This window comes from Bradyrhizobium sp. BRP20, assembly GCF_020194215.1.
In the GTDB taxonomy this organism is placed as follows: domain Bacteria; phylum Pseudomonadota; class Alphaproteobacteria; order Rhizobiales; family Xanthobacteraceae; genus Bradyrhizobium; species Bradyrhizobium yuanmingense.
Genome location: NZ_JADYVY010000008.1, coordinates 260,743 through 276,687 on the forward strand (window position 1 = coordinate 260,743; position 15,945 = coordinate 276,687).

Consider the following 15,945-nt stretch of genomic DNA (forward strand, 5'->3'; position numbering starts at 1 on the left):
CTCAGCTCGCCCTGACACTGACGATGAACTCGTCGACTTCGCGCTTCAAGGTCTCGGCCTGCCGCGACAGATCGACGGCCGAATCCCTGGCTTCGGCCGCCATGCGGCCGGTCTCGGCCGAGGTGGAGGTGATCTGGACGATATGGTTGGAGACGTCGAGGGTTCCGCGCGCGGCGTCCTGGGCGCTGCGCGTGATCTCCTGTGTGGCGTTGCGCTGCTGGGCGGTGTCGACCTCGATGCCCGACATGATCGACGAGATCTCCGACAGCGTCCTGGAAATGCCGTCGATCGCGCCGCGGGTCTCCGCGGTGATGCCCTGAATGCTGGCGACCTGCGAGGTGATCTCCTCCGTCGCCTTGCTGGTCTGATGCGCCAGGTTCTTCACTTCCGAGGCGACCACCGCAAACCCCTTGCCCGCTTCGCCGGCCCGTGCCGCCTCGATGGTGGCGTTGAGCGCCAGGAGATTGGTCTGCGATGCGATCGCCTGGACGAGCTGGACGACCTCGCCGATCTTTTCGGCGGCATCCGACAGCGTGTGAATGGTATCGCGGCTCTTCTCCGCCTGGCTTGCAGCGCCTTCGGCGCGCTGGGTCGCGTCCGTGACGCGGCGGCTGATCGTGCCGATCGAGTTCGTCATCGCCTCGGCGGACCCTGCAACCGTCTGCACGCTGGCGCTGGCCTGGCTCGCCGCGCTCGCGACCGCATTGGCCTTGGTGCTGGTGTCGTTGGCGGTCCGCGACAGCGTCTCCGCGTTGGTCTTCAGATGCACGGCCGATGACGCCACGCTGGCGACGACACTGGCGACGAGATCGTTGAAGCGCTTGATCCTGTTATCGAGGAATTTCGACCGCTCGGCCTGATGCTGCGCTTCATGCAGCTGCTGCTCGGAGAGGCGGCGCCGCTCGATGCCGTTGGTCTTGAACACCTCCAGCGCACCGGCGAGCAGGCCGATCTCGTTGGTGCGGCCGAGCCCCGGAACTGATGTCTCGAACTTCTGGTCGGCAACCTCGCGCATGGCATGCACGATGGCCGCGAGGGGATTGAGGATGCCGTTGCGCACGGCGAACCAGGTGGTGAAGCAGATCGCGAAAGCGACGACGGCGATCACGCCGCAGGCGACCAGGAAATAAGAAAACGCGGTCTGCGCCTGCTGGTAGATCTGCATGGCATGGTCGCGCGCCGGGCCGCTCAGCGCGGCGAAGTTCGAGGACAGGCTGGTGATCTCGTTGTTGAGATAGAGGACCGCGATGAAGCCGGTGCCGCCGCCGATGCCAAGCAGGAACAATAACGCAGCGACGACGGCGCCGACCAGGAAGCGGATCGTCAGATTGCTGTTCGCGAACATCGGGGGACTCAGGAGCTGGAATCAAATCTCGCGACAAGCTTCCAGACAAAGGTCAATTTAGCATGAACCACGCAGCCGTTGCCGCGCACTGCGTGGCACGACGTAGACGGCTTCAGGGCGATTTGGGTTCGTCCGACATCAAGGCCGCGAGCCGTGCCTTCTCGTCGGGCGTGAGCGGCGGTGCCGGTACGTCCACACCAGTTCGCGAGCGGCGGCGGATTTGCAGCCACAGCGCCAGGCCGCCGCCGATCAGCAGCACCGGCCCGAGCAGCCACAGCAGCAGGGTCTGCAGCTCGAAGCGCGGCTTGAGCAGCACGAACTCGCCGTACCGCGCCACCAGGAAATCAAGCACCTGCGAATTGCTGTCGCCGGCCGCGATGCGCTCGCGCACCAGCAGTCTGAGATCGCGTGCCAGCGGCGCATCGGAATCGTCGATCGACTGATTCTGGCAAACCATGCAGCGAAGCTCGCGCGACAATTCGCGCGCGCGCGATTCCTTCACCGGATCCGGCATGATCTCGTCGGGCTGCACGGCGTGGGCCGCCGGCAAAGCCAGCAACACCAACGCGATGAACGCGGCCATCATCCGGCGCATCGGGTCATTCCGCGGGCTGGAGGCGCTGCTTGGCCCGCGCCGGCTTCGGCGCGCCGACCCGCAGGCGGCGGTCGGAGAGCGAGAGCACGCCGCCGAACGCCATCAGCACCGGCCCCCACCAGATCAGGAGAACCAGCGGCTTGTGATAGATGCGCACGGCGATGGCGCCTTCGGCGGTGGCGTCGCCGAGCGAGACGTAGAGCTGGCTCGCCCCGCGCGTCAGCAGCGCCGCTTCGGTGGTCGACGAGCCGCGCGTGGTGAAGCTGCGCTTGGACGGCGTCATCACCGTGACCGCCTCGCCATCGCGGCTGATCTTGAACTCTGCGATCATCTCGCGGTAGTTCGGGCCCTGGCGTTGAAACAGCCCGTCGAGCTTCAGATCGTAGCCGGCGACATGGGCAACCTCGTTCGGCTTCATGGTCGCGATGTATTCGCTGTTCCAGGTGGTCTCGCAGACGATCCCGATCAGCGCAACGCCGAGGCCGGCATGCGCGAACGCGGTGCCCCAGGCCGAGCGCGGCAGGCCGCGCGCCCGGTGCAGCACCGTTGCGAACGGCAGGCGCACCAGGCCCGTCCGTTCGACGAGGTCGGTGACCGCGCCGGCGATGACGAAGACGCCGAGCCCGATCGCGAGCGGTGCCAGCGCGCTGCCGCCCCGCACCCAGGCCCAGACGATGGCGACCACGACCAGCCCGGCAACGCCGGCCGCGAGCAGGCGCTGCATCACGCCGAGCAGGTCGCCGCGCTTCCACGCCAGCATCGGCCCGAACGGCACCGCGAGCAGCAGCAGCGCGAACAGCGGCGCGAAGCTGAGATTGTAGAAGGGTGCGCCGACCGACATCTTGAAATCGGCGAGCATCTCCATCGCGAGCGGATAAAGCGTGCCGAACAGCACCACGGCGCAAGCCACCGTGAGCAGCAGATTGTTCAGCACCAGCGCGCCCTCGCGCGAGATCGGTGCGAACAGGCCGCCCTGCTTCAGCGAGGTGGCGCGGCCCGCGAACAGCGAGAGGCTGCCGCCGATGAACAGGCAGAGGATCAGCAAAATGAACACGCCGCGGGTCGGATCGGTGGCGAAGGCGTGCACCGAGGTGATGACGCCCGAGCGCACCAGGAAGGTGCCGAGCAGCGACAGCGAGAAGGTCAGGATCGAGAGCAGGATGGTCCAGACCTTCAGCGCGTTGCGCTTCTCCATCACCAGCGCCGAATGCAAGAGCGCGGTGCCGGCGAGCCACGGCATCAGCGAAGCGTTCTCCACCGGATCCCAGAACCACCAGCCGCCCCAGCCGAGCTCGTAATAGGCCCAATACGAGCCCATGGCGATGCCGAGGGTCAGGAAGATCCAGGCGACCAGCGTCCAGGGCCGCACCCAGCGCGCCCAGGCCGCATCGATCCGTCCCTCCATCAGCGCCGCGATCGCGAAGGAGAACGAGATCGAGAAGCCGACATAGCCGAGATAGAGCATCGGGGGATGCACGGCGAGACCGATGTCCTGAAGCACGGGATTGAGATCGCGTCCTTCGATCGGCGGGCTGGCGATGCGCAGGAAAGGGTTCGATGTCATCAGGATGAAGAGGTAGAACGCGCTGGCGACCCAGGCCTGCACAGCCAGCACATGCGCGCGCAGCGAGAGCGGCAGATTGTTGCCGAAGCTGGCGACCAAGCCGCCGAACAGCGCGAGGATCAACACCCACAGCAGCATCGAGCCTTCATGGTTTCCCCACACGCCGGTAATCTTGTAGAGCAGCGGCTTCATCGAGTGGGAATTCTCGTAGACGTTGGCGACGGAGAAATCCGAGTTCACGTGCAGCATCACCAGCGCCGTGAACGAGGCGCCGACGAACAGCAGCTGAGCCAGTGCGGTCGAGCGCGCCACGTTCATCAGGGCGGCGTCGCCAAGGCGCGCGCCGATCAGCGGCACGACGGACTGGATCAGTGCGAGGGCGAGCGCCAGCACCAGCGCGTAATGTCCTGATTCCGCGATCACCGCACCGCTCCCTGCGGATTGTCCTGCGCGGTCGTCGCCGCGGGGGTGGCAGCGCCAGAAGCTTGGGTGCCGGAACCTTGGGTACCGTAATCGTCCTTCCAGTGCCCCTGCTTCTTCAGGGCATCGGCGACGTCCTTGGGCATGTAGGTCTCGTCGTGCTTGGCAAGGACGGTATCGGCCTTGAACACGCCGTTGGCATCGAGTGCGCCTTCCGCGACGACGCCCTGCCCTTCGCGGAACAGATCGGGCAGAATGCCTTTGAAGGCGACCGGCAGCTTGGCGTTGCCGTCGGCGACCTCGAACGTCACCGCAAGATTGTCGCCGCGCTGGAGCGAGCCGGGCTGCACCAGGCCGCCGAGGCGAAACCGCTTGCCGGGCTCGACATGCTTCTCGGCGACCATGGTCGGGGTCGAGAAGAACACGATGGAGTCGCGCAGCGCGTTGAGCACCAGCGCGGCCGCGAGCGCGAGCACGGCGAGCGATCCGCCGATGATGGTCATACGTCGCTGCTTGCGCGTCATGGCGTATCCGTTCTCCGCATCTGTCGTCCCGAAATCATCCGCCGATCCCGAGAGTCTTCAGGCCTTCGTTGAGCTGGCGCAGCCGCTCGGCGTTGCTGGCAACCGCCTGCCGGGCATCGGCCGAAGCGCCCATTGCCTTGTCCCGCTCGCCCATCACCAGATAGGCGCGCACCAGACGCAGCCAGCCCTCGACATCGTCGCCGTTCTGTTTCAGCCGCGTCGCGAGACGATCGACCATGCCGCGCACCATGGCGTTGCGATCGGTTTCGGCCATGTCCTTGGAGGCAGCAATCGTCTCGTCGGACAGCGCCGGCAGCGTGCCGCCGCCACCGACCCGCGCCAGCGAGGACTGCACCAGGGCACGCCACGGCGCATCCGCAGGCGCTTTCGCAAGCAGCGCGCGCCAGATATTGGCCGCGTCGTCCTTGCGGCCGTCCTGCTCGGCGGCAAGGCCCAGAAAGTAATTCGCCTTGGGATCGTCGGCGTTCAAGGCGTGTGCGCGCTCGAATTCGGCCTTGGCCTCGGCGGTCACCACGCCGCCGGCGGCAGCCGAGATCGCTTCGCCGAGATCGGACCTGCGCTCCGCGCTTTCGCCATTGTAGGTGAGCGAGTTGCGATAGGCGCGCACCGCGTCGTCGAAGCGGCCGAGCCGCTCCAGAACCGGCGCGAGCACGTTCCAGCCGCGCCCGTCCGTCGGATTCTTCTCAAGATGCTGCTCGACCTGCACGACGAGGTTCTCGAGCGACTGCGCCATGCCACCCCCGCGCTCCCGCTGCGCAAGGGGAAAATCCTGCAGCCGGGGCGAGCCGAGTGGCATGTAGACGCCGGCCGCGATGAGCGGCAGTCCGGCAAGCGCCAGCACGGCCGCCGCACGTCGCCATTTGAGGTTCGACTTCGGCGCCGTTGCCGGCTCGCTGGCCGCCGCCGCGAGCAGCCTGCGGCTAACCTCGACGCGCGCAGCCTCCGCCTCCGGCGCCAAGATCAACCCTGCGGCGAGATCACGCTCAATTTCGGCGAGCTGGTCCTTGTAGACCGCGACCTCGCTGCCCTGATCTTGTGCGCGGCTGGTGCGGCCAAGCGGCAAGAGCACGGCGAAAATCGCCGCGACCGTCATCAGCGCGAACACGAACCATAGCGTCATCTGGCAAGCTTCCGGCGGCGCCCGAACCGCGCCTGTAGGTGCCTTTACACCACGGCCGGACGATGCGGCAATTGACAATTGTCAAGGCGGCGCAACCGCATGTAGTGCCGAAAAGGTGAAAATCCAACGGCTTAGCCGATCTCGAAGTCGATACTTTGCGCGGCCTGCTCGCCGTGCCCGTCGAAGGCCTTCAGGAAGTATGTTCCGGGCTTGATTGCATCCGGCAATCTGATGCGCAGCGCTCCGACCGGAACCCGAGATGCAACCCTGGTGGCGGTCTCGGGCAGCTGCCGATCGCTGGCCTTCTCGACCAGCACCACCTTGGCTCCAACCATCAGCCGTTGATACTTGGCAACGATGACGCGGTTCTCAATTTCAATCGAGCTGATGACCGGTTTCATGCGCCTACAGATGGAAATTTCCAGACTTGCACCCGCGAAAGTACGGTGCGCCATCAGTGTCGTCAACTTCAAATTGTGATCAGGAAAAATGCGCGCCGATCAGCCTGCGCGCGACGATTTGCGCTCGCCCGTGAGTGCATTTTCGGCGGCCCGGCTCATCAATGAGGCGTAATCGTCGCCGAACAGCACCTGGCAGAAGCGGATCGCGGCCTGCACCTGCTGCTGCCGATAGGTGCGGACCTTGTGATCGGCGGCACGCAGCGACTGCACCAGCTGCTCGGTCGACCGTTCCACATATTGCTGGAGATCGGAGAAGGTACGCAGCGTCACCTCGTTGATCGCAAGCTCGCTCGCATAGTTGCGGCACGTCGCGACGAAGTCGATCAGTGCCACCGTTTCCTCGACTTCGGTGCTGTCGATCCGCGCGCCCGGCGGAATGTCCTTTTCGGGGCGCTGGCGCAGGATGCGGCGGACGCGGCCGGGAACGCTGTCGATCTCGGACTGCAGCGCATTGGAGATGTCGGCCCGGATCGACGTCAGTTGCTTGCCCCAGGTCGAATCGTTGCGCAGGTCGAGCTCGGTGCGCAGTCCGCGCACGCCGTCGTGCAGCGTCTTGAGGTTGCCGGCGACATTGTCGAAATGGCCGCGCTTGATGTCCATGCGCAGGACCGCGGCGACGCAGGACAAATCGTGCAGGGCCATCGTGACGGCCATACCGTAGGGCGTCGCCGCGACGCGGATCTCGTCATCGGACGCCGCTATCTTGACCGCAAGGCGGATGATCTGCCAGGGCGCGGTCATCCGCTGCACGACGATCGACAAGGCGAAAGGCAGCATCTGCGGCGTCTGAAGCGCCGGAATGTTGAGCGCCGACGTCACCGAGGCGATCTGGGAATCCCCGAAGGCCCGCAAGGTGCGCGGTAATTTCTCGTTCAATGTCGCAATGGCGTCCCGGACCTGGAGCACCGCACCGATCGAATAGAGATCCTCGATCACGTTGGGCGGTCCGACCCGGGCCAGCGCCCGCGACTTGTCGCCGCCGCCCGGCCCCGTCAGCTCGAAGATGGCGTCCGCGGCCACCGCCTGAAGCTTCTGCGCCAGGGCTTCGACCTGCCCAGCACTGTCCGCCGGCATGCGCGCCAGCGCCGCCTCGAATTCGTTCACCTTGTCCGGTGCGCCGTCACGGCCAAGCCACTGCCAGATCGGCTGCAGCGAGGAGCGGCGAATCTGGCCGGCCCTGACAGGAGTGCCCGCTTCGACGAGGAACGGTTCCAACACCTGGAATAGGAGCCGCGACAGATCGTCCGTGCGCGGCGGCAAAGCCTCGTCGGCCTCGCTCTTGCGGACGATCTTGCGCAGCTGCTCGAGCACGAGGGTGGCCACCGCCGTGTCCTGGCCGCGCTCCAGCGCACGCTCGAACTCCCGCATCAGCAGTGCCTGCGACTGCGGCGGGAGCTGCGCGAGATATTCCCTCAGCCGCTCGATCGATGTCTGGCTCATGCGCCCGGGTAATGCACGGTAAAATGGCGGACATGGGATGGGTCCGGCGCGATCATAGGGGGTCCCCACTTAAGAAGCCGTTTCAGCTGCCTCGAATGCCTCCCATGCTTCGCTGGAGGAGCCTCGGCCGCGCCGGAAATTGTCGTCGAAACAAGGGATTATAGTCCGGGAAGAACCAGCTCGGCGCGCAGACCCCCAGTCGGAGCGCTGCCGAGCGAAAGGCTGCCGCCATAGAGGGCCGCGAGGTCGGTCACGATCGACAGCCCCAGTCCCGACCCGGGCTTGGACTCGTCGAGGCGCTTGCCGCGCCGGGCGACCTGGGCGCGCTCGGCTTCCGACAGACCACGGCCGTCGTCGTCGACGATCACCCGCAAACGCGGGCCGGCGCCGGCCCGCTGTTGCGGCTCGACCAGGACCTCAATGAGGACGCGGGAGGCCGCCCATTTGCAGGCATTGTCGACGAGATTGCCGACCATCTCCTCAAGATCCTGCCGCTCGCCCCGGAACTTGGCGGATGGATCGGCCTTGGCCTCGACCACGATGCCGCGGTCGCGATGGATCTTCTCCATGGTCCGCCGCAGTCCCTCGATGGCAGGCGCCACCTCCGTCACGGTCGCGACCACTGAGACCCGTGCCGCGATGCGGGCGCGCTCCAGATGATGGGCGACCTGATCGCGCATCACATCCGCCTGCTCCATCACCTTCTCCGCGAACGGATCGGCGGCATGCGCGCTGGCTTCGTTGACGATGACCGAAAGCGGCGTCTTGATCGCATGAGCGAGATTGCCGACATGGGTGCGCGCCCGCTCGACGATCTCGCGATTGGCGTCGATCAGCGCGTTGGTCTCGCGCGCCAGCGGCGCGATCTCGACCGGGAATTCGCCCTCGAGCCGTTCGGCCCGCCCGGAGCGGATGTCGGCGATCGCGTCCGAGATGCGCTTGAGCGGTGCAAGGCCGAAACGGACCTGGAACACGGTCGTCAGCAGCAGCACGATGCCGAGCGCCGTGAAGGTGCCGCCGAGATAGTAGTCGAAGCTGCGTGTCTCGTCGAAAATCTCGGTATCGTCCCCGGCGACGCTGACCAGAAATTTGCCGTCGGCACCGAGATCGACCGGCCGTTCCACCATGCGCAGATTCTGCCCTTCCGGCCCGTCGACATAGGCGAGGCGGATGCCGGCGGCGGTGAGCTCGGCACCCTGCTCTTCGAGCTTCGGTAGCTTCTTGTCCCAAAGCGAGCGCGAGGAGCGCACTTCCGGCTTTTCGGTGTCGGTCCGCGTGATCTGCCAGTACCAGCCGGACAGCGGCAGGTCGAACAGGGGCTCGCCAAGCGACTGGAACTGGCGGTCCGGCGGCTCGTCGGGCGTTGCGACCTCGGCGATGAGGGTGCGCAGATAGAGATTGAGCCGGCGGTCGAAGGCGCGCTCGGTGGCGTTCTTGTAGACCGACGACAGCACCACGCCTGTGATGGCCAGGATCACCACGAGCCAGGCGGTCGCCGACAGGAACAGTCGGTTCGCAAGCGAGCTAGCGGCCATCGGAATGATCCCGGGCGGCGCAGGATGGCAGGTGGTCGGACGTCATGACCGGACCAAGGGCCCTGTTCGGCCTCCCGTCAAGCCAAGATACTGCAAAGGCCGGAACGCCTCAGGCGCCCGGGGCCGGCGGCGGGGTCAGGAGATAGCCCAGGCCGCGGACGGTCTGGATGATGTCGACGTCGAGCTTCTTGCGGATGCGGCCGACGAAGACCTCGATGGTGTTGGAGTCGCGGTCGAAATCCTGGTCGTAGAGATGCTCGACCAGCTCGGTGCGCGAGACCACCCGCCCCGAATGATGCATCAAGTAGGCCAGAAGCCGATATTCGTGCGAGGTCATCTTGATGGGATTGCCCGACACGCTGACCCGGCCGGTTCGGGTGTCGAGCGTAACCGGGCCGCAGGTCAATTCGCTCTGGGCATGGCCGGTGGAGCGGCGCAGCAGGGCGCGGATGCGCGCCAGCACCTCCTCGAGGTGGAACGGCTTTGCGACGTAGTCGTCGGCGCCGGCATCGAAGCCCTGCACCTTGTCGCTCCAGCGGTCGCGTGCAGTGAGGATCAGGACCGGCATGGTGCGGCCGTTGCGGCGCCAGGCTTCCAGCACCGAGATGCCGTCCTTCTTCGGCAGGCCGATATCGAGCACCACGGCGTCATACGGCTCGTTGTCGCCGAGATAGTGCCCCTCCTCCCCGTCGAAAGCCCGATCGACGACATAGCCGGCGTCGGTCAGCGCCTTGGTGAGCTGGCGATTGAGATCGGGGTCGTCCTCAACAACGAGCAGGCGCACGCTTCTCTCCAAGGATAGGCTGCAAGAACAGGCGACATGAACACCGCCACAGATGAGCAATTCCGGCGTGAACTGAATATGAACGCAGGGAACCGGGCTACGTTACTTTTTGGTCATATACGACCCGGCGCGCGCAAATGCGACTGCGCCCACCATGCCGCCGGAGGAGCCGGCGGCATGGTGGGCGCAACGTGCCGCATCGCGCGGCGAGCCGGAAGGTGCCGGCGTGCTGATCCGGCCGTCAGGTCCGGAAGAACACGAACCAGACGACGGCGAGGATCAGGATCGCAAGCCCGGTCGAGATGGCGAGCAGCGCCGCCACCGATGGTCCGGGCTCGCCCTGGCGTGCCTCGGTCGGAGTTTCGACGATCCGGTTCTGCTCTCGCCTGGTTGCCATGGTGACCTCGATCTGTGGCTGTCGCGTCGGATGGCCGCGACCTCCTCGGCGATGAATTGCCGGGGCAACGCGTCATCTCGGGCGATGTTCCGGTCCAGCAAACACGGCGCAGGCGGCGATTAACGCCGTTGCAAGATTCCGCGCCGGCGGTTGCTATGATTCGCAACTGGGCGATGGTATCCTCAAAGCTTGTCCGCTGTTGCGTCTGGAGTAGCCCATGGCCCCCCGCGCCAATTGGAAGGGTTTTCTGCGTCTGTCGCTCGTGACCTGCCCGGTCGCGCTCTATCCGGCCACTTCGGATACGGAGAAGGTTTCGTTCAACCAGATCAACCGCAAGACCGGCCACCGCATCAAGTATCTCAAGGTCGATGCCGAGACCGGCGACGAGGTGACGTCCGAGGACATCGTCAAGGGCTACAAGGTCGACACCGACACTTATATCGAGGTCACCAAGGACGAGCTGGACGACATCGCGCTCGATTCCACCCACACGATCGAGATCGACGAGTTCGTGCCCAAGGCCGACATCGACAACCGCTATCTGATCCGCCCCTACTACCTCGTGCCGGACGGCAAGGTCGGCCACGACGCCTATGCGGTGATCCGCGAGACCATCCGCAGCATGGACAAGGTCGCGATCGGCCGCGTGGTGCTGACCAACCGCGAGCACATCATCGCGCTGGAGCCGCTCGAGAACGGGCTGATGGGCACGCTGCTGCGCTACCCCTACGAGGTCCGCAGCGAGAAGGAATATTTCGACGACATCCAGGACGTGAAGCTGACGAGGGACATGCTCGACCTCGCCAAGCACATCGTCGAGAAGAAGTCCAGCGCGTTCGAGCCCGAGCTGTTCGAGGATCATTACGAGACCGCTCTGATCGATCTCATCAACAAGAAGCGCAGCGGCATGCCCATCACCGCCAAGGCCGCACCGAAGACCGGCGGCAACGTCATCAGCTTGATGGACGCGCTGAAGAAGAGCATCGCGAACGAGAAGGACGCGGCGCCCGCGGCGAAGGTCGCCAGGGAGACGGCCAAGGACACCGCCAAGGACACAGCCAAGGCCAAGAAGCCGAAGAAGCGCGTCGAGGGCCAGCGCGAGATGCTGCTGCCGATATCAGGCAAGGGCGGCAAGGACGCTGCGGCGAAGGCTGCAACCACGCCGAAGAAGGCCGCCGACAAGCCGGTGCGCGCGCCGGCGCGGGCAAAGAAGGCCGGCTGACAGCACCACGCCCCGCGATCACGCCGTGATGTCTCTCCTCGCCGATCGGCCGGCCTGACATGCCCTGGTCGACGACGTTCGACGATCCCGTCCGCGTGAGCAACAAGCGCAAGCTGCTCACGCTTCAAGAAGCCGCCGACTACATCATGGAGCTGCCCGAGGACGCCCAGCACGAGGCGCATTGGCAGACGGCGATCGAGACCTTGATCAATGCGGCCGAGACCGGCGGCGGCTGGGTGATGTTCGCCCGCATCGCGATGTTGCGGGCGCTGAATGCGGACGGCCGGCGCGGATGAGCGCGATCGAGACATCCTTGCCTATTCGTTGACGAACAGGCTCAACAATCGGTTAAGCGGCCAAGCCAATGGGGGCAATGCAACAGGCTGTCGGTTTGACTTCATTTGAACGGATCGACGGAACCCTAATTTAATGAATGCCGTCGTACGAGGTAAGGTGCGATCGCCGTGTTTTGGCGCGCTCGAAGATTTATTCGATCGATTTGCAAGTCCGATAACGACGCGACCATCCATCGGATCGGATGAACAGGAGTTGGCAATGCGTCTGCTTAGGTCCTTCCTTGCCGATGAGAATGGCGCAACCGCAATCGAGTACGGCCTGATCGCCGCAGGGATCGCTCTGGCAATCGTGACCATCGTCAACAGCACGGGCGCTGCGCTGCTCAACAACAAGTTCAACTCGGTCAGCACGGCGATGAAGTAACCGCCGGCCAACGGCCTGCGCAGCGGCTGCCCGCCGGAGCGGCGGGCCATGATCTGGGTCAACAGCATCGGGACGGCGACGTCTAAGCATGGAGGTCCGACTCCCTGCTGCCGGCCCGTCCATGCGTCCAGACCTTCCGCATTCCCAACTGAAGATCCGCCGCGTCCGCCTCGACACCGGCCGTGAGAACGTCGTCGTCGTCTCGAGGCGCTCCAAGGCGCTGCGCGCGGAGATCTTCCGCGGTTTCAGCCGCGTCGAGCTTCGTCAGGGCGGCAAGGTTCTGCTGGCGACCCTGCTGATCACGGACGACGATACGCTCGCGGCTCCCGACGAGATCGGCCTCTCCGAGCCTGCGTTCCGGCGCTTCGCCGAAGCGGTCGGATCGGAGGTCACGGTCAGGCCCGCCTCGCCTCCGGAGAGCCTGGAAGCGGTGCGTGCGAAGATCCGCGGACGAACTCTGAGCCAGGCCGAGATCGGCGCGATCATCAGCGACCTTGCCCATTATCGCTACTCCGACATGGAGATCGCCGCCTTCCTGATCGGGTCGGCGAGCTTCATCACCAGCGACGAGCTGCTCGCCCTCACGGGGGCCATGGCGCAGGCCGGCACGCAATTGGTCTGGCCGACCCCTGTCGTCGTCGACAAGCATTGCATCGGCGGCATCCCCGGCAACCGCACCTCGATGGTGGTGGTGCCGATCGTCGCCGCGCATGGCCTGCCGATCCCGAAGACCTCCTCGCGCGCGATCACCTCGCCGGCCGGCACCGCCGACACGATGGAGGTGCTGGCGCGGGTGAATATCTCCGTCGAGGAGATGAAGGCGATCGTCTCCTCCTGCAACGGCTGCCTGATCTGGGGCGGGCACGTGAACCTGTCGCCGGCCGACGACGTCCTGATCTCGGTCGAGCGCCCGCTGAGCCTGGATACTCGCGAGCAGATGGTCGCGTCCATCATGTCCAAGAAGATCGCGGCAGGCTCGACCCATCTGCTGATCGACATTCCGGTCGGGCCGACCGCGAAGGTCACCGGCGGCGTCGAGGCCATGCGGCTGCGAAAGCTGTTCGAATTCGTCGGCGACCGCTTCGGCCGGACGGTCGAGGTGATCACGACCGACGGCAGCCAGCCGATCGGCAACGGCATCGGGCCGGTGCTGGAGGCCAACGACGTCATGGCGGTGCTCGGCAACGACAAGGATGCGCCGCGCGATCTGCGCGAGAAGTCGCTCCGGCTCGCCGCCCATCTCTTGGAATACGATCCCAAGCTGCGCGGCGGGGCCGGCTATGCCCGGGCGCGCGAACTGCTGGATAGCGGCGCGGCACTGCAGCAAATGCAGAAGATCATCGACGCACAGGGCCCCTCGACATGCAGCAACGAGCTCGGACCGCTCAGCTTCGACGTCGAGGCGAGGCATGACGGCATCGTGTCCGCAATCGACTGCCTGCGTCTGAACCGCCTCGCCCGCACCGCCGGCGCGCCGCTCGACAAGGGCGCAGGCATCCGCCTGTTCAAGAAGATCGGCGACCGCGTCGAGCAGGGCGAGCCACTCTATCGCGTCTACACGTTCGGCCGGTCGGAGCAGGATTTGGCGGCCAGCGCGACTGCGGCCGACGACGGCTATGCGATCAACGGCAAGCCCCTCGGAGAATGACAGATGAGCATCACCGTTCGATTCTGCGGTGCCACCCGCACCGTGACCGGCTCGAGCTATCTGTTCCAGACCGCAAGCGGCTGTTTCCTGGTCGATTGCGGATTGTTCCAGGGCCAGAAGACGCTGAAGGAGCTCAATTATCGCGCCTTTCCGTTTCGCCCCGCCGACATCGATGCGGTGCTGCTCACGCACGCTCACATCGACCATAGCGGTCTGTTGCCGAAGCTCGTGCGCGCGGGCTTCGAGGGGCCGATCCTAGCGACGCGCGGCACGATCGACCTCTGCTCCTACATGCTGCCCGATGCCGGCAACATCCAGGAATCGGAGGTCAAGCAGCTCAACCGGCGCAATGCTTCGCGCGGGCGCAAGGAGGTCGAGCCGATCTACACGCAGGCCGATGCGATCGCATCGCTGCGATCGTTCCGCGCCGTCGACTACGAACGCTGGACCGACGTGATCCCCGGCGTCCGCGCACGCTACTGGAACGCCGGCCATTTGCTCGGCTCCGCCTCGATCGAGCTGGAAATCGCCGAGCAAGGCGCGGCGCGGCCGCTGCGCGTGCTCGTCTCCGGCGACGTCGGGCCGGAGGCCAAGCTGCTCCAGCCCGATCCCGAAGCGCCGAGCGATTTCGACTACGTCATCTCGGAATCGACCTATGGCGACCGCGTGCGCGAGGCCACGACACCTGCGCTTCGCCGCAAGCACCTCGCGGCCGAGGTGCGCGATGCCGCGGCGGCCGGCGGCGCGCTGCTGCTGCCCGCCTTCGCGGTCGAGCGCACCCAGGAGCTGATCGTCGATCTCGTCGACCTGATGGAGCACCGCGAGATTCCGACGGCGCCGATTTTCCTTGATTCACCGCTCGCGATCCGCGCGACCGAAGTGTTCCGCCGCCATTCCGAGAGCCTCGATCCGTCGGTCGACGCCACGCGCCTGCTCAACTCGCCGCATCTGAAATTCACCGAGACCGCGGACGAGAGCAAGGCGATCATGCGTCTGTCCGGATTTCACATCATCATCGCCGCGAGCGGCATGTGCGATGCGGGCCGGATCCGCCATCATCTGAAGCGCTGGCTGTGGAACGAGCGCGCGACCGTGCTTCTGGCCGGCTTCCAGGCCAACGGCACGCTCGGCCGCTTCCTTCAGAACGGGGCCAAGGCCGTCCGCATCCAGGGTGACGAGATCAAGGTCGCTGCCCGCATCCGCATGATCGACGAATATTCGGGCCATGCCGACGGAGCCGGCATGGCCAGCTGGATCGCGGCGCGTCGTCCCATCGCGCGCGGGCTGTTCCTGGTCCACGGCGAGGAAGCGGCGGTTGCGGGCCTGGCCGAGCGCGTCGCCGAGCGCATCATTCCCGCGGCCAGGATCTACCAGCCGATGCTGGACGACACTTTCGAGCTCGCGGCACCCGAACCGCGCGTGCTCGACGCCGATCATCGCCGGCGACTGTCGCCGGAGGCCGTGACGCGTCTCGACTGGCACAACGAGATGTCCGAGCTGATGCTCGACATCAACGATCGCGTCGCAGCCGCCGCCGACGACCGCGCCCGCGGCGTCATCATCCGAAGGCTGCGGCGGGCGCTGCAGGAAACGGCGTAGCGCCGGCGGAAACAATAATCCGGATTGCGCCTCGCTTCATCCAGGCTACGGCGCTTTGACGGCCCTCTGGGTGCTGATATTCTCCGGCGGAACGGGCTCGACGAGCCATGCTGTCAATCGCTCAACCAGCGCTGCCGAGAGAATGCGGATGAGACGCGTGATGCTCCTGACGATCGGCCTCATGTCTGTCGTCGCCTGGTCGCACGACAGCGCCAGAGGCCAGACTTCGGTCCCGCCGCCGGTTTCGCTTGCTCGGCCCGATGCAGCGCCGCCACGCCCGGGTGCCACCAAGCCCGCCCGGGTAACGACGAACGGAACTCCAGCAGCGACGTCCAGCAGAGAGCCTTCCGTGATTGGCCGGCCTCAACCGAATCCAGCCGCCGATTACGATGGCTTCAGCGTCGGCACCGTCGATGACGTTGGCACGCCGAGCCGCGTGACGCCGCCTGCGCGTTCACGCGCAGCAAGGGACGCCAGGTCCAATCCGGATGGTCTCGATCAAGAAGATGAGGCGTTGAAGCGAAAGCTGATGATCTGCCAGAGCTGCAAA

Annotated in this window: 15 protein-coding genes; 5 read left to right on the plus strand and 10 right to left on the minus strand. The window is 65.7% G+C overall.

Going from position 1 to position 15,945, the window contains the following annotated elements:
- Nucleotide 1 precedes the first annotated feature (1 nt).
- From I6F33_RS20860 to I6F33_RS20905, 10 genes are all read right to left on the minus strand, one after another.
- A complete protein-coding gene (locus tag I6F33_RS20860) occupies nt 2-1,345 on the minus strand; it encodes a methyl-accepting chemotaxis protein (RefSeq protein ID WP_036005777.1) in 1,344 nt (447 codons plus the stop codon).
- A gap of 112 nt (nt 1,346-1,457) precedes the next feature.
- A complete protein-coding gene (locus I6F33_RS20865; protein ID WP_036005780.1) occupies nt 1,458-1,940 on the minus strand; it encodes a cytochrome c-type biogenesis protein in 483 nt (160 codons plus the stop codon).
- Between the two features lie 4 nt (nt 1,941-1,944).
- Nucleotides 1,945-3,927, minus strand: coding sequence for a heme lyase CcmF/NrfE family subunit (locus I6F33_RS20870; RefSeq protein ID WP_225133486.1), 1,983 nt, complete (start codon nt 3,925-3,927; stop codon nt 1,945-1,947).
- Nucleotides 3,924-4,448 (minus strand): cytochrome c maturation protein CcmE, encoded by a 525-nt coding sequence (gene ccmE, locus I6F33_RS20875; RefSeq protein ID WP_225144025.1) that lies wholly within the window; start codon nt 4,446-4,448, stop codon nt 3,924-3,926. Before ccmE ends, I6F33_RS20870 begins: the two co-directional genes overlap by 4 nt.
- 34 nt (nt 4,449-4,482) lie before the next feature.
- Complete coding sequence (gene ccmI / locus I6F33_RS20880; RefSeq protein ID WP_036005789.1) at nt 4,483-5,589, minus strand: c-type cytochrome biogenesis protein CcmI; 1,107 nt, start codon at nt 5,587-5,589, stop codon at nt 4,483-4,485.
- Nucleotides 5,590-5,720: 131 nt separating this feature from the next.
- Complete coding sequence (locus I6F33_RS20885; protein WP_036005792.1) at nt 5,721-5,990, minus strand: hypothetical protein; 270 nt, start codon at nt 5,988-5,990, stop codon at nt 5,721-5,723.
- Nucleotides 5,991-6,089: 99 nt separating this feature from the next.
- Nucleotides 6,090-7,490: a hypothetical protein gene (locus tag I6F33_RS20890; RefSeq protein WP_036023270.1), complete on the minus strand. Its 1,401-nt coding sequence runs from the start codon at nt 7,488-7,490 to the stop codon at nt 6,090-6,092.
- A 158-nt stretch (nt 7,491-7,648) separates the two neighbouring features.
- Nucleotides 7,649-9,025, minus strand: a complete 1,377-nt coding sequence (locus tag I6F33_RS20895; RefSeq protein ID WP_109144361.1) for a sensor histidine kinase — start codon at nt 9,023-9,025, stop codon at nt 7,649-7,651.
- 109 nt (nt 9,026-9,134) lie between these two features.
- Nucleotides 9,135-9,809, minus strand: a complete 675-nt coding sequence (locus I6F33_RS20900; protein WP_036005801.1) for a response regulator transcription factor — start codon at nt 9,807-9,809, stop codon at nt 9,135-9,137.
- A gap of 241 nt (nt 9,810-10,050) precedes the next feature.
- Nucleotides 10,051-10,206, minus strand: a complete 156-nt coding sequence (locus I6F33_RS20905; RefSeq protein WP_167361642.1) for a hypothetical protein — start codon at nt 10,204-10,206, stop codon at nt 10,051-10,053.
- Nucleotides 10,207-10,423: 217 nt separating this feature from the next.
- Here I6F33_RS20905 and I6F33_RS20910 point away from each other — a divergent pair, with 217 nt between their 5' ends.
- The 5 genes from I6F33_RS20910 (at nt 10,424) to I6F33_RS20930 (ending at nt 15,395) form a co-directional block, all read left to right on the plus strand.
- Nucleotides 10,424-11,428: a Ku protein gene (locus I6F33_RS20910; protein WP_225144026.1), complete on the plus strand. Its 1,005-nt coding sequence runs from the start codon at nt 10,424-10,426 to the stop codon at nt 11,426-11,428.
- Nucleotides 11,429-11,487: 59 nt separating this feature from the next.
- A complete protein-coding gene (locus I6F33_RS20915) occupies nt 11,488-11,724 on the plus strand; it encodes a hypothetical protein (protein WP_128262589.1) in 237 nt (78 codons plus the stop codon).
- A gap of 259 nt (nt 11,725-11,983) precedes the next feature.
- On the plus strand, nt 11,984-12,148 hold the full coding sequence (locus I6F33_RS20920; RefSeq protein ID WP_036005811.1) for a Flp family type IVb pilin: 165 nt from the start codon (nt 11,984-11,986) through the stop codon (nt 12,146-12,148).
- 121 nt (nt 12,149-12,269) lie between these two features.
- Complete coding sequence (locus I6F33_RS20925) at nt 12,270-13,796, plus strand: thymidine phosphorylase family protein (protein ID WP_225144027.1); 1,527 nt, start codon at nt 12,270-12,272, stop codon at nt 13,794-13,796.
- A gap of 3 nt (nt 13,797-13,799) precedes the next feature.
- On the plus strand, nt 13,800-15,395 hold the full coding sequence (locus I6F33_RS20930) for an MBL fold metallo-hydrolase (protein WP_036005813.1): 1,596 nt from the start codon (nt 13,800-13,802) through the stop codon (nt 15,393-15,395).
- Nucleotides 15,396-15,945 lie beyond the last annotated feature (550 nt).

Excerpts from the sequence above, each read along its gene's own strand:
- I6F33_RS20925 (WP_225144027.1), top strand. The coding sequence starts at position 12,270 with ATGCGTCCAGACCTTCCGCATTCCCAACTGAAGATCCGCCGCGTCCGC.
- I6F33_RS20890 (WP_036023270.1), bottom strand. The coding sequence starts at position 7,490 with ATGAGCCAGACATCGATCGAGCGGCTGAGGGAATATCTCGCGCAGCTC.
- I6F33_RS20930 (WP_036005813.1), top strand. The coding sequence starts at position 13,800 with ATGAGCATCACCGTTCGATTCTGCGGTGCCACCCGCACCGTGACCGGC.
- I6F33_RS20865 (WP_036005780.1), bottom strand. The coding sequence starts at position 1,940 with ATGCGCCGGATGATGGCCGCGTTCATCGCGTTGGTGTTGCTGGCTTTG.
- I6F33_RS20910 (WP_225144026.1), top strand. The coding sequence starts at position 10,424 with ATGGCCCCCCGCGCCAATTGGAAGGGTTTTCTGCGTCTGTCGCTCGTG.
- I6F33_RS20860 (WP_036005777.1), bottom strand. The coding sequence starts at position 1,345 with ATGTTCGCGAACAGCAATCTGACGATCCGCTTCCTGGTCGGCGCCGTC.
- I6F33_RS20920 (WP_036005811.1), top strand. The coding sequence starts at position 11,984 with ATGCGTCTGCTTAGGTCCTTCCTTGCCGATGAGAATGGCGCAACCGCA.
- I6F33_RS20885 (WP_036005792.1), bottom strand. The coding sequence starts at position 5,990 with ATGAAACCGGTCATCAGCTCGATTGAAATTGAGAACCGCGTCATCGTT.
- ccmE (WP_225144025.1), bottom strand. The coding sequence starts at position 4,448 with ATGACGCGCAAGCAGCGACGTATGACCATCATCGGCGGATCGCTCGCC.
- I6F33_RS20905 (WP_167361642.1), bottom strand. The coding sequence starts at position 10,206 with ATGGCAACCAGGCGAGAGCAGAACCGGATCGTCGAAACTCCGACCGAG.
- ccmI (WP_036005789.1), bottom strand. The coding sequence starts at position 5,589 with ATGACGCTATGGTTCGTGTTCGCGCTGATGACGGTCGCGGCGATTTTC.
- I6F33_RS20895 (WP_109144361.1), bottom strand. The coding sequence starts at position 9,025 with ATGGCCGCTAGCTCGCTTGCGAACCGACTGTTCCTGTCGGCGACCGCC.
- I6F33_RS20915 (WP_128262589.1), top strand. The coding sequence starts at position 11,488 with ATGCCCTGGTCGACGACGTTCGACGATCCCGTCCGCGTGAGCAACAAG.